This is a genomic window from Hydrogenoanaerobacterium sp., assembly GCF_032017025.1.
Classification (GTDB): Bacteria; Bacillota; Clostridia; order Oscillospirales; family Ruminococcaceae; genus Hydrogenoanaerobacterium.
This window is the reverse complement of record NZ_DALZQO010000001.1, coordinates 96,266-112,002: the sequence shown is the minus strand read 5'-3', so window position 1 is coordinate 112,002 and position 15,737 is coordinate 96,266. Positions and strand designations below refer to the sequence as shown.

The following is a 15,737-nucleotide window of genomic DNA, read 5'->3' as shown; positions in this document are numbered from 1 at the left end:
ATACACTGAACACATTGTTTTGAAAGGCGGACGAGAAGATGTTCACGCATTACCACCAAGACCCCAGCCTGCTGCATATCGGTACGGCTGAAAACAGAGCTTATTATATTCCTTTTTCGGGCAGAGAGGCAGCGATGGCACAAAAATGGAAAGCCTCTGACCGGCTGCAGCTTCTGAGCGGGCAGTGGAAGTTTGGCTACTACAGCAGTCTTTATGATGTGCCTTCCGGATTTTTTACTCCTCAGTTCGACACCCGCTGCTTAACCGATATCCCCGTTCCATCCGTGTGGCAAAATCATGGATACGACACACACCAGTACACCAATATCCGCTATCCGTTTCCGTACGACCCGCCATTTGTTCCCGATGAAAACCCTTGCGGATTATACATACGTGAATTTGAGATTGCGCAGGACAAGGAGGACTTTGTGTCCTTCCTTAATTTTGAGGGTGTGGATTCTTGCTTTTATCTCTGGATCAACGGAGAATTTGTGGGGTACAGTCAGGTTTCCCACAGTACGAGCGAATTTGATGTTACTCACCATATTCGCAGCGGTAAAAATACCATATTTGTGTTGGTGCTGAAGTGGTGTGATGGATCATATCTTGAAGATCAGGATAAGCTGAGAATGTCCGGAATTTTTCGAGATGTCTATCTGCTTTTCCGTCCACATCAGCATTTAAGAGATTTTACAATTAGAACACTGCTGGCGCAGGAACAAAACACAGCGAAAATACAAGTTCAGTGTGCGTTCAGCGGCGAGATAGTTCCCGTGCACTATACGCTGTATACCGCGCAGGGGCAAGAGATTTGCAGCGGGGCAGCGGATAAAGACATGTTCAATATCGAGCTTGAAAACCCCGTTTTATGGAACGCCGAGCAGCCATATCTTTACCGACTTGTTATGGAAGCGGGCGGAGAGTTCATCACGACAAGTGTAGGAATTCGCGAGGTCACGGTAGCAAATGGAATCCTATTTGTAAATGGGCAAAACATCAAGTTGAAGGGCGTGAACCGGCATGACTCCAGCCCTTACAACGGATGTGCCGTTACCGAAGAAGAAATGCTGGTGGACTTACAGCTGATGAAACAGCACAACATCAATGCCATTCGCACCTCACACTACCCTAACTCTCCTGTTTTTGCACAGCTGTGCGACGAATACGGTTTTTATCTCATAGAAGAAGCTGATGTAGAAACACATGGGGTTACCGCAATTTACGGCGGTTCGCCCGAAGAAACATACCACTTGCTCGCAGAGGATACACGGTTTGAAAAAGCGATACTGGATAGGGTGCAGCGCCTTGTAATACGCGATAAAAACCGCCCCAGTGTAATTGTTTGGTCACTGGGGAATGAATCGGGCTATGGGCACAATTTTGAGGTTGCGGGGCGGTGGGCAAAGCAGTACGATCCAACGCGCCTACTGCACTATGAGGGCAGCTTTTGGGCACAGAACAAACAGTGTGACACCTCTATGCTGGATGTTTACAGCAGAATGTATGCGTCGACACAGGAGGTGAAGGACTATTTTGCTGCCAGCGGAGCTAAGAAACCATTTGTACTTTGCGAGTATTCCCATGCTATGGGCAACGGACCCGGTGATTTGGAGGACTATTTTGAGCTGATGTGCCAGTATGACGGGTTCAGCGGGGGTTTTGTGTGGGAATGGTGCGATCATGCGGTTTATGCAGGAGAAACGGGAGATGGAAAAGAAAAGTTTCTTTACGGGGGCGACTTCGGCGAGTTCCCCAACGACGGTAACTTTTGCTTGGACGGTTTGGTTTTCCCCGACAGACGCCCGCACACGGGGCTTCTGGAATATAAAAATGTGCTGCGCCCCGTTCGTGCAAAGGTGCACTACCTTAAAGCAGGCGAATTTATACTAATAAATATGCTGGATTTTATGACGCTGGGGGATGCCGTTTCTATATCCTATGAACTGGAGCAGGATGGAGAAGTGACGGAGAAGGGTGAGATACCGGTGCAGGCCTATGGGGATATTGCAGCGCATGCCTGCGGAAAAATAACGCTTTGCTGTTCGGTGCCTAAAGACAAAAGATGCTATCTTAAGCTAATCTACCTTCAAAAACACGATACCTCACTGGTAAAGGAGGGGCATATGCTCGGCTTCGACCAGTTTTGTATTTCAGAAGGGGTGCAAGGGCATACGGATTACTCCCATGATACCTGTGATTTAGAGCATGCCGCAATTGCATGTGAAGATGACGGGCGCTGTCTTACGGTAAAAGCAGACACCTTTTGTTACCGTTACGATAAAACGAAAGGTTCTTTTGCCGGTATGGAGCTCAGTGGTTTTCAACTGCTCGAAACCCCCATTGAATACAACCTGTGGCGTGCCCCGACCGATAACGACCGTTACATAGCCGAAAAGTGGCGCGCTTGCGGGTATGACAGAACTATTGTTAAAGTGTATGAAACCTCATGGTTCCAGCAGGAGCACCAAATTGAAATCATCAGCAGGCTATCGGTTTCCGCCATACACGTACAGCGGATATTGGATGTTACCGCACATTGGATTGTTAGGGAGACCGGTGAGGTCGTGCTGCACATCCTAGCGCATAAGACGGCAGGCTTGCCCTATCTGCCGCGGTTTGGAATGCGTATTCTGCTGCCCAAAAGCCTTGAGCGGGTTGAATATTTGGGGTATGGGCCTAATGAAAGTTACATCGATAAGCACAGGTCATCGTACTTATCCCGTTTTTGCTGCACCCTGCCAGATTTGCACGAGGACTATATCAAGCCGCAGGAAAACGGAAGCCATTTTGGCTGCGAATATGTCCAACTTGCGAATGATGATGGAGTAAAGATTACGGTAAAGAGCAAAGCGCCGTTTTCGTTTAATGCGTCCAGTTATACACAGGAGGAACTGACGACGAAATCACACAATTTTCTACTAAAGAAAAGCGGCTATGCAGTTTTATGTATAGATGCCTTCCAAAGCGGGGTTGGCTCGAACAGCTGCGGCCCAGAGCTTCTGCCGCAATATAGAACAGATCAAGAGCAGTTCGATTTTGAGTTCTCGATTCTTCCCAACATCAGCAGGTAAGACAAAAAATGCCTGTCATCATTATAATGACAGGCATTTTTGCTCTTTGATAATCAGGGCTCTGGGTTACAGTACAATTTTGCAAGTGCCGAAATCGTTGTTTTAGTGCAATAGTTTTCCACTTTAAAATTGCAAAGATGCACAGTAAAATCGCAGGATGCAAATGGCTCGGGGAGGTCCACAAAAAGCACACTGCCGCTAAAATAGGTTTTCTTTTCGCAGCCTTCTTTGTCGGAATATTTGATGGCAACGTTATAGCCTGCTCGAACAATCGTTCTGTTATCCAAAACAAATCGCTGAATATCGTCATAACTAATGCTGCTATCAACTACACATTGCAAATCTTTGATGTAAATGGATTCTTTAATATCTTTGCAAATACAGTGACAATGTAAGCTTATAGTATCCAAGGAGTCTCCCTGTGCCTGCAGAAAGGTATTGCTTAGTATAGATAGGCCGTTTAAAACTATCTGATTGAGGGTGTCGTCTTGATCCAAGCGATCATCTCCTTTCATCGCTAATATTTTGTATCTCGTTGCTTTTATAGTTACCCAATCTATGGTATGCCCCATAGGGTGCAAAGGTCAGTAAAGTGTGATGAAAAACGCGGCAGCAGGCACCCACGCAACTGAAATAGAAACATTGAATAAAGAGAAAGCTTTACTTTTAGAATAAAAAAATGTCCCCGATTTTAAATCGGGGACATTTTTTAAAACTTTTTACGCAGCATAGTAAAATCAAAGAATTCGGTGTAAAACTCTAACGATCGCAGCACCGGTCTGCTCAGTTTACAAAAGCCAACCTCATCCAGCAGAATAAGCGCTTGCTTAGGCTGTACCTGCAGCTTTTCGCGAATAAATTCATCCGCATTGGTGGCAGTAACCTTCGCAATATCGGTAACAACAATCAGTCCGCAATATTTATCAAGCAAATCAAAAATCGGCTGCGACCAGTCGATATCGGTGTACTCTATACCGTTAAAAAGATCGTACGAGAGATAGTCGATGGAATAAATGCAAGGGATATTGCCCGCCAAAATACGCTTTTCACAAACAATCAGCTTTGAGCCTACGTCAACGTTTAAATGCTCTGCATTCTCCTCATCGGCATACTCAATGCGTAGCTTTAAGTTATCGGTAACGGGGGTATAGCCTGAATTGATAATCAGCTCATTGTATTCCAGCTTTAAATCAAGGCGATTGGTGAGGTTTACAATGTCACGGCAGATGACTGTGCCAATACCGCGTACTCGTTCAATAAAGCCCTCACGCTCAATGTCGGAAAGTGCATCGCGAATCACTGTGCGCGATACGCCCAGGCGCTCGGCTAGTTCCACCTCAGAGGGCAATTTTTCACTTTTCGAAAAAATACCGCTTTTCAGTTCCTTCATGAGCAGGGCGCTTACCTGCGTAGACATTAATTTGCCACCAAAGTGGGGCAGCTCATAGTTATCCGACATGGATAGGTCTCCTCCCGCATCGACTAAAAGCAAACAATGCTCAAGTCAATTTTAGATATTTTTTTACAATCACGCTTGTTCCTGTTATAATTGAATCAATAACAGAAATGAATATTATGCAATATGTATCTTGTAAGGTTTCAAAAAATACGTTATCATAAAAGTAATAAGTATGACTAATAATGAATATGCATAATTAAAAATGAGAACGTTCCGTTGCAATGTAAAAGCATCTTTCATTATAGCCTAAATGCATACAAAAAACAACACGTCCCGCGGAAAATGTGAAACCCCGCGGACTTAAAATTGCAACCGCCATCCGACAGAAACGGAGGAACTGTAATGAACAACAACGCATTCGCACTCAAGGGCAGTGTCATCTACTCGCAGGATTGTAATACGCTGGTTTCGGCAGCCACATCTTATCTGATCTGTGAGGACGGAAAGGTTGCTGGTGTCTTTGAGACAATACCTTCGCGCTTTGAGGGTATCCCTATCACCGACTACGGCAATAAGCTGATTATCCCCGGGCTTATCGACCTGCATGTTCATGCCCCCCAATACACCTACCGCGCACTGGGCATGGATTTGGAACTGCTGCCATGGCTGAACACCTACGCATTTCCTGAAGAGGCAAAATATGCCGAAGAGGCCTACGCCAGAAAAGCCTATGGGCGTTTTACACGCGCGCTTTCAGCCAGTGCAACCACACGAGCTGCCATATTCGCAACGCTACATGTCCCTGCCACCAATATTTTAATGGATTTAGTGGAGCAAACCGGTGTACAGGCGTATATCGGCAAAGTTAATATGGACCGCAACAGCCCCGATAACCTGATTGAAACAACCGTACAATCGGTAGAAGCCACCGAAAAATGGCTGAAAGGCTGTGTCGGCCGTTACGAAAATTGTAAGCCGATGCTGACACCACGTTTCATTCCATCATGCAGCAATGAACTAATGGCGGGGCTGGGCGAGTTGCAGCGAAAATACAAGCTGCCGCTGCAGTCGCATCTTTCTGAAAATGCATCTGAAATTGCATGGGTGCAGCAGCTCCACCCCGATACTCACTGCTACGGCGATGCCTATGAAAAATACGGTGTGTTTGGGGGAGAATGCCCAACCATAATGGCGCACTGTGTGCACCCCAATGAGGCGGAGCTAGAGCTGATGGACAAGAACGGTGTTTTCATTGCGCATTGTCCGCAATCCAATATGAACATTTGCAGCGGTGTAGCGCCGGTGCGCACCTATCTTGAGCGCAATATGCGCGTCGGTTTGGGCAGCGATGTCGCGGGCGGTGCCGATCTTTCTATATTCAAAGCAATGGCAGACGCAATACGCGCTTCCAAACTGCGCTGGGCGCTTAAAGATAAAACCCTCGCCCCCCTTACTGTGCCCGAGGCTTTTTATTTGGCAACCAAGGGCGGCGGAGCGTTCTGGGGCAAGGTTGGCAGTTTTGAAGAGGGTTATGAGTTTGATGCGGTAGTGCTCGACGACAGCAACCTGGAGGGCTCGGAGGAGTTTTCGGTTCAGCAGAGGCTCGAGCGTATCATCTACCTTTCCGATGACCGAAATGTGATTCACAAGTTTATCAAGGGCAAACAAATCCGATAACCACAAAACCTCATATAAGCAGCCGCCGCAAGTAGAGATTTAAGCTTCTCCTACTTGCGGCTGCTACTTTTTTATAGAGATTATTGTGCAATGTGTACTAATGTGTGTAGAAAAATCAAAAAATGTTCCGAATATTTGTAGATACTATTGAAAAGTATGACTAATACATGTATAATAAAAAGCAGAAAAAGTATCTGCTCATGGTTCGGCATTTCGCAGGCACAAAAACTCGTAAAATGTTGAATGATACACAATTAGGAGAGTGATAACGTGGCAATCAGAAAGAGTATCAATCGTGTTGACGCAGTAGAAAAGGTAACCGGCGGCGCCCGGTATACCGACGACTTCTTTGAAAGAGAAATGCTCGTTGCTAAGGTTTTGCATAGTACCATTGCGAACGGCTGGGTCAAAAGCATGGATACATCCGAGGCGGAAAAAGTACCCGGCGTGGTCAAAATCGTCACCTGCTTTGATGTCCCCGATATCCAGTTCCCAACCCCCGGTCACCCCTGGTCGGTTGAGGAGTCTCATCAGGATATATCTGATAGAAAGCTGCTCAATCAGCGCGTGCGCATTTACGGTGATGATATTGCTGCGGTTGTGGCTGAGGATGAAGTTGCAGCGAGCCGCGCCTTAAAGCGTATCAAGGTGGAATACGAGGAGCTTGAACCTTTGCTCACCCCTGAACAGGCCATGAAAGAGGGCGCACCTATTGTTCATGACGAATATCCCAATAACATACTCAAGCATACCTCCTTTACGGTAGGTGACCCCGAAGCGGCATTTAAAGCAGAGGGTGTACATTTTTTTGACGGCGAGTATGAAACGCAAGTTGTACAGCACTGCCACATTGAGCCGCCAGTTTCTTATGCGTATATGGAAAAGGATAGAATCGTTGTCGTGTCCTCCACGCAGATTCCCCACATTGTCCGCCGCGTAATCGGTCAGGCAATGGGTATCCCTTGGGGCAAGGTTCGTGTCATCAAACCTTACATAGGCGGTGGCTTCGGCAATAAGCAGGAGGTTCTTTACGAACCCCTCAACGCATACCTCTGCTCTAAGGTGGGCGGGCGTTGCGTCAAGCTAGAGATTTCACGTGAGGAAACCTTTGTTTCCACCCGTACACGACATGCCATTGCATTTAAGACAAAGGCAGCGATTACTCCAGACGGAAAACTGGTAGGGCGTACGCTGGAAGCCTACTCCAATCAGGGCGGCTATGCGTCGCATGGTCACGCAATTGTAGCAAATGCAACCAATGCCTATCGTTATCTCTACCAGGATGAGATCGGGCTGAAAGCGGATGCTTACACCGTGTACACCAACATTGGCTCGGGCGGTGCAATGCGTGGTTACGGCATACCCCAAATGGCGTTTGCAATGGAATGCCAAATGGATGACATCGCGAGAGAACTTGGCATCGATCCGGTCGAAATCCGCGAGAAAAACTGCATGCCGCTCGGCTACAAAGACCCGTTTACAGGTCTTACCTGCTATTCCAGCGGCTTGCTGGAATGTATTAAAAAAGGCAAAGAGCACATTCACTGGGATGAGAAGCGCAAGAAATATTTCAACCAGACGGGCCCTATCCGCCGCGGCGTAGGCATGTCGATTTTCACTTATAAAACGGGCGTATACCCAATTTCGCTGGAAACCGCCAGCAGCCGTTTGATTCTCAATCAAGATGGTTCTGCACAGCTTCAGATGGGCGCAACCGAAATTGGGCAGGGCGCCGATACAGTGTTCACCCAGATGGCGGCTGAAACCATAGGCTTTAAGCTGGAAGACATCCACATCATTTCCACACAGGATACCGATGTGACCCCGTTTGACACCGGTGCGTATGCGTCTCGTCAAACCTATGTCAGTGGCATGGCGCTTAAGAAAGCTGCTGAGCAGTTTAAGGCGAAGATTCTGGATTATGCCAACTATATGCTGAAAATACCCGTAGAAAAGCTAGATATCTCAGACGGTAACATTGTGGATAAGGAAAGCGGCGATGTGCTGCTGAGCATGGAACGGCTTGCGATGGAGGCGTTCTACAGTCTTGATTATTCGGTGCACATTACCGCTGAGGCTACCAACCATTGCAAAGACAATACCTTTGCATTTGGCGCTTGCTTTGCCGAGGTTGAGGTGGATATTCCGCTCGGTAAGGTCAATGTAGTTGACATTATCAACGTACACGACAGTGGTGTGCTCATCAACCCCAAGCTTGCCGAGGCACAGGTGCACGGCGGAATGAGCATGGGGCTGGGCTATGCGCTTTCGGAGCAGCTGCTTTACGATGCAAAGGGAAAACCCCTGAACAATAACCTGCTCGATTACAAGCTCCCCACCAGTATGGATACCCCGGAACTGCATGTGGCGTTTGTTGAAACGCTCGATCCAAGCGGACCGTACGGAAACAAAGCACTTGGCGAGCCGCCGGCAATCCCGCCGGCCCCGGCTATCCGCAACGCAGTGCTGCATGCAACCGGTGTAGGCATCAACTCGCTGCCGCTCAACCCGCAAAAACTAGTAGAGAAGTTTACCGAAGCCGGATTAATTTAGAAAGGGGGCACGACTTATGTATGATATTGAAAAAATCTATCTGGCAAAGAGTGTATCGGACGCGATTGATGCACTTTTGGCTGACCCGACCGCGATCGTTATTTCAGGCGGCAGCGATGTGCTGATTAAAATTCGCGAGGGCAAGCTTGCAGGCTGCAATTTGGTCAGCATCCACGGTATCAAAGAGCTGGAAGGTGTCTACCTTGAGCAGGACGGCACCATCGTCATCAAGCCTGCCACTTCTTTCTCTCATATTACCTACAACGATATTATCGAAAAAAATATTCCTATTCTGGGCAACGCAGTCGATCAGGTGGGCGGCCCCCAAATCCGCAACATAGGTACCATTGGCGGCAACATCTGCAACGGTGTCACCAGTGCGGATAGTGCTTCCACCTTGTTTTCGCTGAACGCTGTCATCGAGATTACCGGCAAGACAGGCAAACGCACCCTGCCCATCGCCGATTTCTACAAGAGCGCAGGTAAGGTCAACCTTGAGCATGGTGAGCTGGTAACGGCTATCTACATTACAAAAGATAACTACGAGGGCTTTGGCGGACATTACATTAAATACGCACAACGCAATGCTATGGATATTGCTACCCTCGGATGTGCGGTAAATGTAAAACTCAGCGAAGACAAAACCGTTATTGAGGATATGCGCCTTGCATTTGGTGTTGCAGGGCCTGTGCCCATGCGCTGCCATGAGACAGAAAAGCTTGCGAACGGGCAAAAAATCACCCCCGAGCTGTTTGAGCAGGTGGGGAAAACCGCCATTACAGAGGTAAACCCCAGAACCTCATGGCGTGCATCCAAGGAGTTCCGTTTGCAGCTTGTCGAAGAGCTGTCCAGGCGTGCGCTCAAGCAGGCGATTGTTTTTGCAGGAGGTGCCATCTATGAATAAGCTGATGAAGCTGATTGTCAATGAAAAAGAAGTCGAGATCATGGTTGATGAGCGTGAGGCGCTGGTTGATACCCTTCGATACAAGCTGGGTTTTACCAGTGTAAAACGCGGCTGTGAAGTAGGCGAGTGCGGCGCATGTACCGTTTTGGTAGACGGCGAGGCAATCGACAGCTGTATTTACCTTACTGTGTGGGCAGAGGGAAGACGAATTATGACGGTAGAGGGGCTGAAGGGCCCCAACGGAGAGCTTAGCCCCATTCAAAAAGCATTTGTGGAGGAAGCGGCTGTTCAGTGCGGCTTCTGCACACCGGGGCTTATTATGTCGGCAGTCGAAATCGTCGGCACCGGCAAACGCTACAACCGCGAAGAACTCAAAAAACTCATTTCCGGTCACCTGTGCCGCTGTACAGGCTACCATAATATCCTTAACGCAATGGAGCGTATTGTAGACGAAGCCTACAATTACGCAGGTGACAATGTAAAATAATCATTCTCCCCCTTAACAGGTAAAAAGCAGCCGCATCACACGACGGCTGCTTTTTGCCTATTGTATAGATAATCCCTATACAATAGCTTGTTTTTCTTGACCATTATTTAAAATTGTGATAAACTGGCTACGTCGCGTTGTTCTTAAAAAAATATAACGAAGGGGCGTGGCGGTTATCGATAATTTAAATTATTCTCTGCACATTCGGTTAAAAAAAGAGGAACCGTTTTTCGGCCCCGGTGTGATGGAGCTGTTGCAGCGTGTTGCAGATACAGGTTCGATCCAAACCGCCGCTGCACAGATGAATATGTCTTACAGCAAGGCATGGAAGATTATCAAAACAGCGGAAAAGGGGCTCGATTATCCTCTAATGACGCGCCGTGTTGGCGGTGTTGGCGGTGGAAGCTCTGAACTTACCGAGTTTGGGAGAGATTTTATAAACCGCTATGCTGCGTTTCAGCGTGAAGTTTACGAAGCCGCAGATAAGCTATTTCAAAAACATTTTGGAGATGTGCTGCCATGAAACTGATTGATACTAAAAATGCCGTAGGGCATATTTTATGCCACGATATTACACAGATTGTAAAGGGAGTCACAAAAGACGCGCGCTTTCGCAAGGGGCATGTCGTCACCGAAGAGGACATCCCTGTTTTGCTTTCGCTCGGAAAAGATCACCTCTATATCTGGGAAAAACAAGAGGGGATGCTGCATGAAAATGAGGCAGCACAAGTCCTCTACGATATCTGCAAGAACGACCATATGAAGCCCAGTGCGGTAAAAGAGGGCAAAATCGAGCTGATTGCCGAATGTGACGGCGTATTTAAGGTAGATGTTGAGCGGTTGAATGCAATTAATGCGCTCGACGAAATTATGATTGCCAGCAGGCACAACAACTTTCCTGTAAAAGCAGGGGACAAGCTGGCGGGCACACGGGTGATACCACTGATAATCGACGAGAAAAAATTACAGGCTGCGCAACAGATTGCAGGGGATACACCGCTACTGTCTCTGTTGCCTTACCGCCACAAAAAGGTGGGTATTGTCACCACCGGCAACGAGGTGTTCTACGGCAGAATTAAAGACACTTTCGGCCCGGTCATTGCGCAGAAGCTCAACGAGTACGATGTAACCTTGCTCGGGCAAAAGCTTTCGGATGATGACCCCGAGCACATCACCGCAAGGATTCGGGAGTTTCTCGAGGAGGGCGCGGACATGGTGGTTTGTACCGGCGGTATGAGTGTAGACCCCGACGATAAAACACCCGCAGCAATTAAGGCAACCGGCGCAGAGATCATCTCTTATGGGGCACCTGTGCTACCCGGTGCAATGTTTTTGCTTTCTTACTACAATGGTAGCATTCCAATTCTAGGGCTGCCGGGCTGTGTTATGTACGCAAAACGTACGATATTTGATCTTGTTTTGCCGCGTATTATGGCAGACGAGCGTCTGGGCAAAAAAGACCTTGCAGTTTTAGGGCACGGCGGATTGTGCCTGAACTGCAACACCTGTCATTACCCCTACTGCAGCTTTGGAAAAGCGTAGGGACAAGGAGAATATGATATGGAAAACGAGCTTACTCACTTTGACCAAAGCGGAAACGCGGTTATGGTTGATGTAACAGAGAAGAATACAACCCATCGTATCGCCACTGCGCGCGGCAGCATTGCCGTAAACGCACAAACCTTTGAAGCCATTCAAGCCGGATCTGCTCAAAAAGGTGATGTGTTGGGCGTTGCGCGTGTTGCGGGCATTATGGCGGCAAAGAAAACCTCCGAGCTTATCCCGTTGTGTCACCCGCTTGCCCTTACCAAATGCACCATCGACTTTGAGCTCGTGCCCGATACCAACGAGGTTATCGCCACCTGCACAGTCAAGGTGACGGGGCAAACCGGCGTGGAGATGGAGGCTTTGACCGGTGTGACGGTTGCACTGCTTACCATCTACGATATGTGCAAGGCAATTGACAAAGGGATGGAGATAAAAGCTGTCTATCTGGTACATAAAAGCGGGGGAAAAAGCGGTGATTTCAACAACCCAAACCATAAAGAATAAAAGAAAAGAGGAAGCGGCATGATCGATCTGCACAACCGCAATATCGACTATCTACGCATCTCGGTGACCGACCGCTGCAACCTGCGCTGTGTTTACTGCATGCCTGCCGAGGGCATTGAAGCGTGCGCGCATGACGAAGTACTTACCTACGAGGAAATTCTTAAAGTATGCCGCTGCGCTGCAGCTTTGGGTATTTGTAAAATCAAGCTGACGGGCGGCGAGCCCTTGGCACGAAAAGGCGTTGCGGGTCTTATCCGCCAGCTGAAAGAGATTGATGGGATTGAACAGGTAACCATGACCAGCAACGGCGTTTTATTGTACGAGCAGTTGCCTGCACTGGTAGAGGCAGGGCTCGACGCGGTTAATATCAGCCTTGACACGCTTGACCCTAAACGGTTTGAGCAAATTACCCGTGGGCAGAGGTTTGACACGGTGCTCAAATCCATCGACCTTGCCCTGCAGTTGGGTATACGAGTTAAGATAAACTGCTTACCGGTACGGGAATTCAACGGAGATCATCTGATGCAGATGGCAGAGCTTGCACATACCCGTCCTATTGATGTGCGCTTTATCGAGCTGATGCCCATTGGCTACGGTAAAGATTTAACCCCAATACCGAGCAGTGAAATACAAGAGCTGCTGTATCGCACCTATGGCGAGCTTACCCCATGCACCCAAGAACTCGGAAACGGCCCTGCGTCTTATTTTTCACTGGCGGGTTTTCAAGGCAACATTGGTTTTATCAGTGCAGTATCCACCTGTTTTTGCAGCAATTGCAACCGCATTAGGCTCACCTCAACGGGCTTTTTAAAACTATGCCTGCACTACAACAAGGGGATAGAGTTGCGCGATTTGCTGCGTGGCGGAATCAGTGACGCCGATTTAACGAAGCTGCTGCGTGATGCTATACTCGAAAAACCGACACAACATCAGTTCGGCAGCCATATAGTCGATGAAGAGCAGCATACCATGGCCGAAATAGGGGGGTAGCGTACCGCTGCCTCTTAGCAAATAAAAGCAGTAAGCTGAAAAAAGGAGAACATTATGGGTAAAGTAATTGCGGTGTGCGTCAGTGAAAAGCGCGGTACACAAAAAACAAATGTAAGCAAGGCGACCTTTCTGCCCGATTTTGGTATAGCAAACGATGCGCATGCAGGGCACTGGCACCGTCAGGTGAGCCTGCTTTCCTACGATAAAATACTTGCCTTTAAGGCGCGCGGCGCCGAGGTAAATGACGGTGCCTTCGGCGAAAACCTGGTGGTTGAGGGCATTGATTTTCGCAGCCTGCCGATTGGTGCCATTTTGCGCTGCAACGATGTTGTACTTGAAATGACACAGATCGGCAAAGAGTGCCACCATGGCTGCGAGATTTTTCACAAGATGGGTGAGTGCATTATGCCTACCGAGGGCGTGTTTGCCAAGGTTTTGGTTGGCGGCACAATCGGCGTAGGCGACGAAATGACGATAGACCCTGTAAAGGAGGGGCAGTGATGTTTCGAGTAGCAATCATTACCCTCAGTGACAAAGGCTACGCGGGCGAACGTGAGGATAAAAGCGGTGAAGTGATTCGAGAGATTGCAGAGCAAAACGGATATGAGGCAGTCAGCTACGCGCTGCTGCCCGATGACCGTGTGATGCTTGCCGATGAATTGCGCCGCCTGTGCGATAACGATTTGGCCGATCTTATTCTTACCACAGGCGGTACCGGCTTTTCACCGCGCGATATCACCCCCGAGGCCACACTTGATGTGGCACAAAAGCTTGTACCCGGCATTCCTGAGGCTATGCGTTATTCGAGCTTGCGAATAACGAAACGCGCTATGTTAAGCCGTTCGGCTGCTGCAATTCGCGAAAAAACACTGATTGTTAACCTACCCGGCAGCCCAAAGGCAGTAAGAGAGAATCTCGAATACATCATTACCGAGCTGCATCATGGGTTGGAAATTTTAAGAGGTAAAACTGGTGAGTGCGCAAGACAATAATATATAAATAAAAAGGAGACATTATTATGAAGAAAATTTTAAGCGTATTGTTGGCGGGTGCTATGCTATTAACGGCAGGGTGCTCTTCAGCGGGTGCTCCCTCTTCCTCTGCACCATCCTCATCTGAGCCTGCTAGCTCGTCAGAATCCTCAGTGCCGGCAGAGCCTGCCGTCGAACTAATGGTTTCTGCAGCTGCAAGCCTTACCGATTGTTTGGAAGAGCTCAAAACACTTTATACCAAAGATCATTCCAACATCACCATCACCTACAATTTTGGTGCTTCCGGCTCTTTGCAGCAGCAGATTGAACAGGGTGCACCTGCCGATATTTTCGTTTCGGCCGGCAAAAAGCAAATGACTGCTTTGCAAGAAGCAGGACTGATGCAGGACGACTCGGTAAAAGATATTCTCGAGAACAAAGTGGTGCTCATCACCCCAAAAGACGGCACAGCGCTTGAATCGTTTGAAAAGCTTACCGATGCTGCAGTTACACAGATTGCGGTTGGCGAGCCGGAGAGCGTGCCTGTAGGGCAGTACACACAGCAAATTTTTGAGAGCTTAAAGCTTACCGAAACAATTAAATCCAAGCTGGTGTATGCAAAAGATGTGCGCGAGGTTCTCTCTTGGGTGGAAACCGGCAACGTGCAGGCGGGTATTGTATACGAAACCGACGCAAGGATCAGCGACAAAGTCAGCATCAGCTGTACTGCCCCTGCCGATTCTCATAAAAAAGTAATTTATCCTATGGGTATTGTCAAAGAGACAAAACATGCGGATGAAGCGAAGGCATTTGCCGATTTCCTGTTCAGCGATACTGCGAAAGAAGTCTTTGCAAAATATGGGTTCTCCCCGTTATTCTAATCGTATTTCAATCAATTTGTACAGAGGAGGAGCCGCCGCATGGCTTTCGATCTCACACCGCTTTGGATCTCAATCAAGACCTCGCTGTTGGCGGGGGTAATCACCTTCGTGCTGGGCGTGCTGTGTGCGCGTCTGTTCCTCAATGTCAGCGGCAGAGTGAAATGGCTGCTGGATGTGGTTTTCACACTGCCGCTGGTTCTGCCCCCTACCGTAGTAGGCTTTTTGTTGTTGGTGCTTTGCGGCAAGAACAGTGCATTGGGGCAGCTGCTGCGCCGATTTGACCTTGCAATTATTTTTACTTGGCAGGCAACTGTTATCTCGGCTGTGGTGGTATCGTTTCCGCTGATGTACCGTGCGGCAAAGGGGGCGCTGGAACAGGTGGATGAGAATCTTATCTGGGCGGGCAGAACGCTGGGTATGTCGGAGTGGCGTATTTTTCTGCGTGTGCAGGTTCCGCAGGCATGGCCGGGTATTGCGTCGGGTGCGGTGCTGTCTTTTGCACGTGCACTTGGTGAGTTTGGTGCCACGCTGATGATTGCGGGCAACATTCCGGGGCGCACTCAAACCATTCCCATCGCTATTTATTTTGCTACCGCGGCGGGTAATATGAGGGTTGCGACAATCTGGGTTGCCATTATCACGCTCATTTCGTGCATTGTACTCGGCTTTATGAATTATTCGGGCGGGCAGAAATCCCCATCTATTAAGACAAGGGCGTAAGGATGACACAACAGATGAAAAAATCAACATGC

At 48.4% G+C, this 15,737-nt stretch carries 15 protein-coding genes; 13 read left to right on the top strand and 2 right to left on the bottom strand.

Going from position 1 to position 15,737, the window contains the following annotated elements; all coding sequences use genetic code 11:
• Positions 1-38: 38 nt before the first annotated feature.
• Entirely contained in the window at positions 39-3,071 is a 3,033-nt protein-coding gene (locus RTV33_RS00535; protein WP_312640432.1) for a glycoside hydrolase family 2 TIM barrel-domain containing protein, read from the top strand.
• Between the two features lie 53 nt (positions 3,072-3,124).
• Here RTV33_RS00535 and RTV33_RS00530 read toward each other — a convergent pair whose 3' ends face one another.
• Positions 3,125-3,568, bottom strand: a complete 444-nt coding sequence (locus tag RTV33_RS00530) for a hypothetical protein (protein WP_312640430.1) — start codon at positions 3,566-3,568, stop codon at positions 3,125-3,127.
• A gap of 212 nt (positions 3,569-3,780) precedes the next feature.
• Positions 3,781-4,530 (bottom strand): GntR family transcriptional regulator, encoded by a 750-nt coding sequence (locus tag RTV33_RS00525; RefSeq protein WP_312640428.1) that lies wholly within the window; start codon positions 4,528-4,530, stop codon positions 3,781-3,783.
• Positions 4,531-4,872: 342 nt separating this feature from the next.
• On the opposite strand from RTV33_RS00525, the gene RTV33_RS00520 reads away from it, so the two are divergent.
• The 12 genes from RTV33_RS00520 (at position 4,873) to modB (ending at position 15,705) form a co-directional block, all read left to right on the top strand.
• Positions 4,873-6,147, top strand: coding sequence for an amidohydrolase family protein (locus RTV33_RS00520; protein ID WP_312640426.1), 1,275 nt, complete (start codon positions 4,873-4,875; stop codon positions 6,145-6,147).
• Between the two features lie 270 nt (positions 6,148-6,417).
• A complete protein-coding gene (gene xdhA / locus RTV33_RS00515; RefSeq protein WP_312640424.1) occupies positions 6,418-8,700 on the top strand; it encodes a xanthine dehydrogenase subunit XdhA in 2,283 nt (760 codons plus the stop codon).
• 16 nt (positions 8,701-8,716) lie between these two features.
• Positions 8,717-9,604: a xanthine dehydrogenase subunit XdhB gene (xdhB, locus tag RTV33_RS00510; protein ID WP_312640422.1), complete on the top strand. Its 888-nt coding sequence runs from the start codon at positions 8,717-8,719 to the stop codon at positions 9,602-9,604.
• The gene (xdhC, locus tag RTV33_RS00505; RefSeq protein WP_312640420.1) at positions 9,597-10,091 is read left to right on the top strand and encodes a xanthine dehydrogenase subunit XdhC; all 495 of its coding nucleotides are present in this window, start codon (positions 9,597-9,599) and stop codon (positions 10,089-10,091) included. The genes xdhB and xdhC overlap by 8 nt, the downstream gene beginning before the upstream one ends.
• Before the next feature lie 166 nt (positions 10,092-10,257).
• Positions 10,258-10,614: a LysR family transcriptional regulator gene (locus RTV33_RS00500; RefSeq protein ID WP_312640419.1), complete on the top strand. Its 357-nt coding sequence runs from the start codon at positions 10,258-10,260 to the stop codon at positions 10,612-10,614.
• Positions 10,611-11,633, top strand: coding sequence for a molybdopterin-binding protein (locus tag RTV33_RS00495; protein WP_312640418.1), 1,023 nt, complete (start codon positions 10,611-10,613; stop codon positions 11,631-11,633). Before RTV33_RS00500 ends, RTV33_RS00495 begins: the two co-directional genes overlap by 4 nt.
• Positions 11,634-11,651: 18 nt before the next feature.
• A complete protein-coding gene (gene moaC / locus RTV33_RS00490) occupies positions 11,652-12,143 on the top strand; it encodes a cyclic pyranopterin monophosphate synthase MoaC (RefSeq protein ID WP_312640416.1) in 492 nt (163 codons plus the stop codon).
• Positions 12,144-12,161: 18 nt separating this feature from the next.
• Positions 12,162-13,133, top strand: coding sequence for a GTP 3',8-cyclase MoaA (gene moaA / locus RTV33_RS00485; protein ID WP_312640415.1), 972 nt, complete (start codon positions 12,162-12,164; stop codon positions 13,131-13,133).
• A gap of 54 nt (positions 13,134-13,187) precedes the next feature.
• Positions 13,188-13,634 carry an MOSC domain-containing protein gene (locus RTV33_RS00480; protein ID WP_312640413.1) on the top strand — a complete coding sequence of 149 codons (447 nt, stop codon included), beginning with the start codon at positions 13,188-13,190 and terminating at the stop codon, positions 13,632-13,634.
• Positions 13,634-14,125, top strand: coding sequence for a MogA/MoaB family molybdenum cofactor biosynthesis protein (locus RTV33_RS00475; protein WP_312640411.1), 492 nt, complete (start codon positions 13,634-13,636; stop codon positions 14,123-14,125). Before RTV33_RS00480 ends, RTV33_RS00475 begins: the two co-directional genes overlap by 1 nt.
• 26 nt (positions 14,126-14,151) lie before the next feature.
• Complete coding sequence (modA, locus tag RTV33_RS00470; RefSeq protein ID WP_312640409.1) at positions 14,152-14,985, top strand: molybdate ABC transporter substrate-binding protein; 834 nt, start codon at positions 14,152-14,154, stop codon at positions 14,983-14,985.
• A gap of 39 nt (positions 14,986-15,024) precedes the next feature.
• Positions 15,025-15,705: a molybdate ABC transporter permease subunit gene (gene modB / locus RTV33_RS00465; RefSeq protein ID WP_312640407.1), complete on the top strand. Its 681-nt coding sequence runs from the start codon at positions 15,025-15,027 to the stop codon at positions 15,703-15,705.
• Positions 15,706-15,737: the final 32 nt, after the last annotated feature.

What these genes read in the sequence shown, in the direction of transcription:
- RTV33_RS00475 (WP_312640411.1), top strand. Translation starts at nt 13,634, where the DNA reads ATGTTTCGAGTAGCAATCATTACCCTCAGTGACAAAGGCTACGCGGGC.
- RTV33_RS00525 (WP_312640428.1), bottom strand. Translation starts at nt 4,530, where the DNA reads ATGTCGGATAACTATGAGCTGCCCCACTTTGGTGGCAAATTAATGTCT.
- modB (WP_312640407.1), top strand. Translation starts at nt 15,025, where the DNA reads ATGGCTTTCGATCTCACACCGCTTTGGATCTCAATCAAGACCTCGCTG.
- RTV33_RS00480 (WP_312640413.1), top strand. Translation starts at nt 13,188, where the DNA reads ATGGGTAAAGTAATTGCGGTGTGCGTCAGTGAAAAGCGCGGTACACAA.
- moaC (WP_312640416.1), top strand. Translation starts at nt 11,652, where the DNA reads ATGGAAAACGAGCTTACTCACTTTGACCAAAGCGGAAACGCGGTTATG.
- RTV33_RS00495 (WP_312640418.1), top strand. Translation starts at nt 10,611, where the DNA reads ATGAAACTGATTGATACTAAAAATGCCGTAGGGCATATTTTATGCCAC.
- xdhB (WP_312640422.1), top strand. Translation starts at nt 8,717, where the DNA reads ATGTATGATATTGAAAAAATCTATCTGGCAAAGAGTGTATCGGACGCG.
- moaA (WP_312640415.1), top strand. Translation starts at nt 12,162, where the DNA reads ATGATCGATCTGCACAACCGCAATATCGACTATCTACGCATCTCGGTG.
- RTV33_RS00520 (WP_312640426.1), top strand. Translation starts at nt 4,873, where the DNA reads ATGAACAACAACGCATTCGCACTCAAGGGCAGTGTCATCTACTCGCAG.
- xdhC (WP_312640420.1), top strand. Translation starts at nt 9,597, where the DNA reads ATGAATAAGCTGATGAAGCTGATTGTCAATGAAAAAGAAGTCGAGATC.
- RTV33_RS00535 (WP_312640432.1), top strand. Translation starts at nt 39, where the DNA reads ATGTTCACGCATTACCACCAAGACCCCAGCCTGCTGCATATCGGTACG.
- modA (WP_312640409.1), top strand. Translation starts at nt 14,152, where the DNA reads ATGAAGAAAATTTTAAGCGTATTGTTGGCGGGTGCTATGCTATTAACG.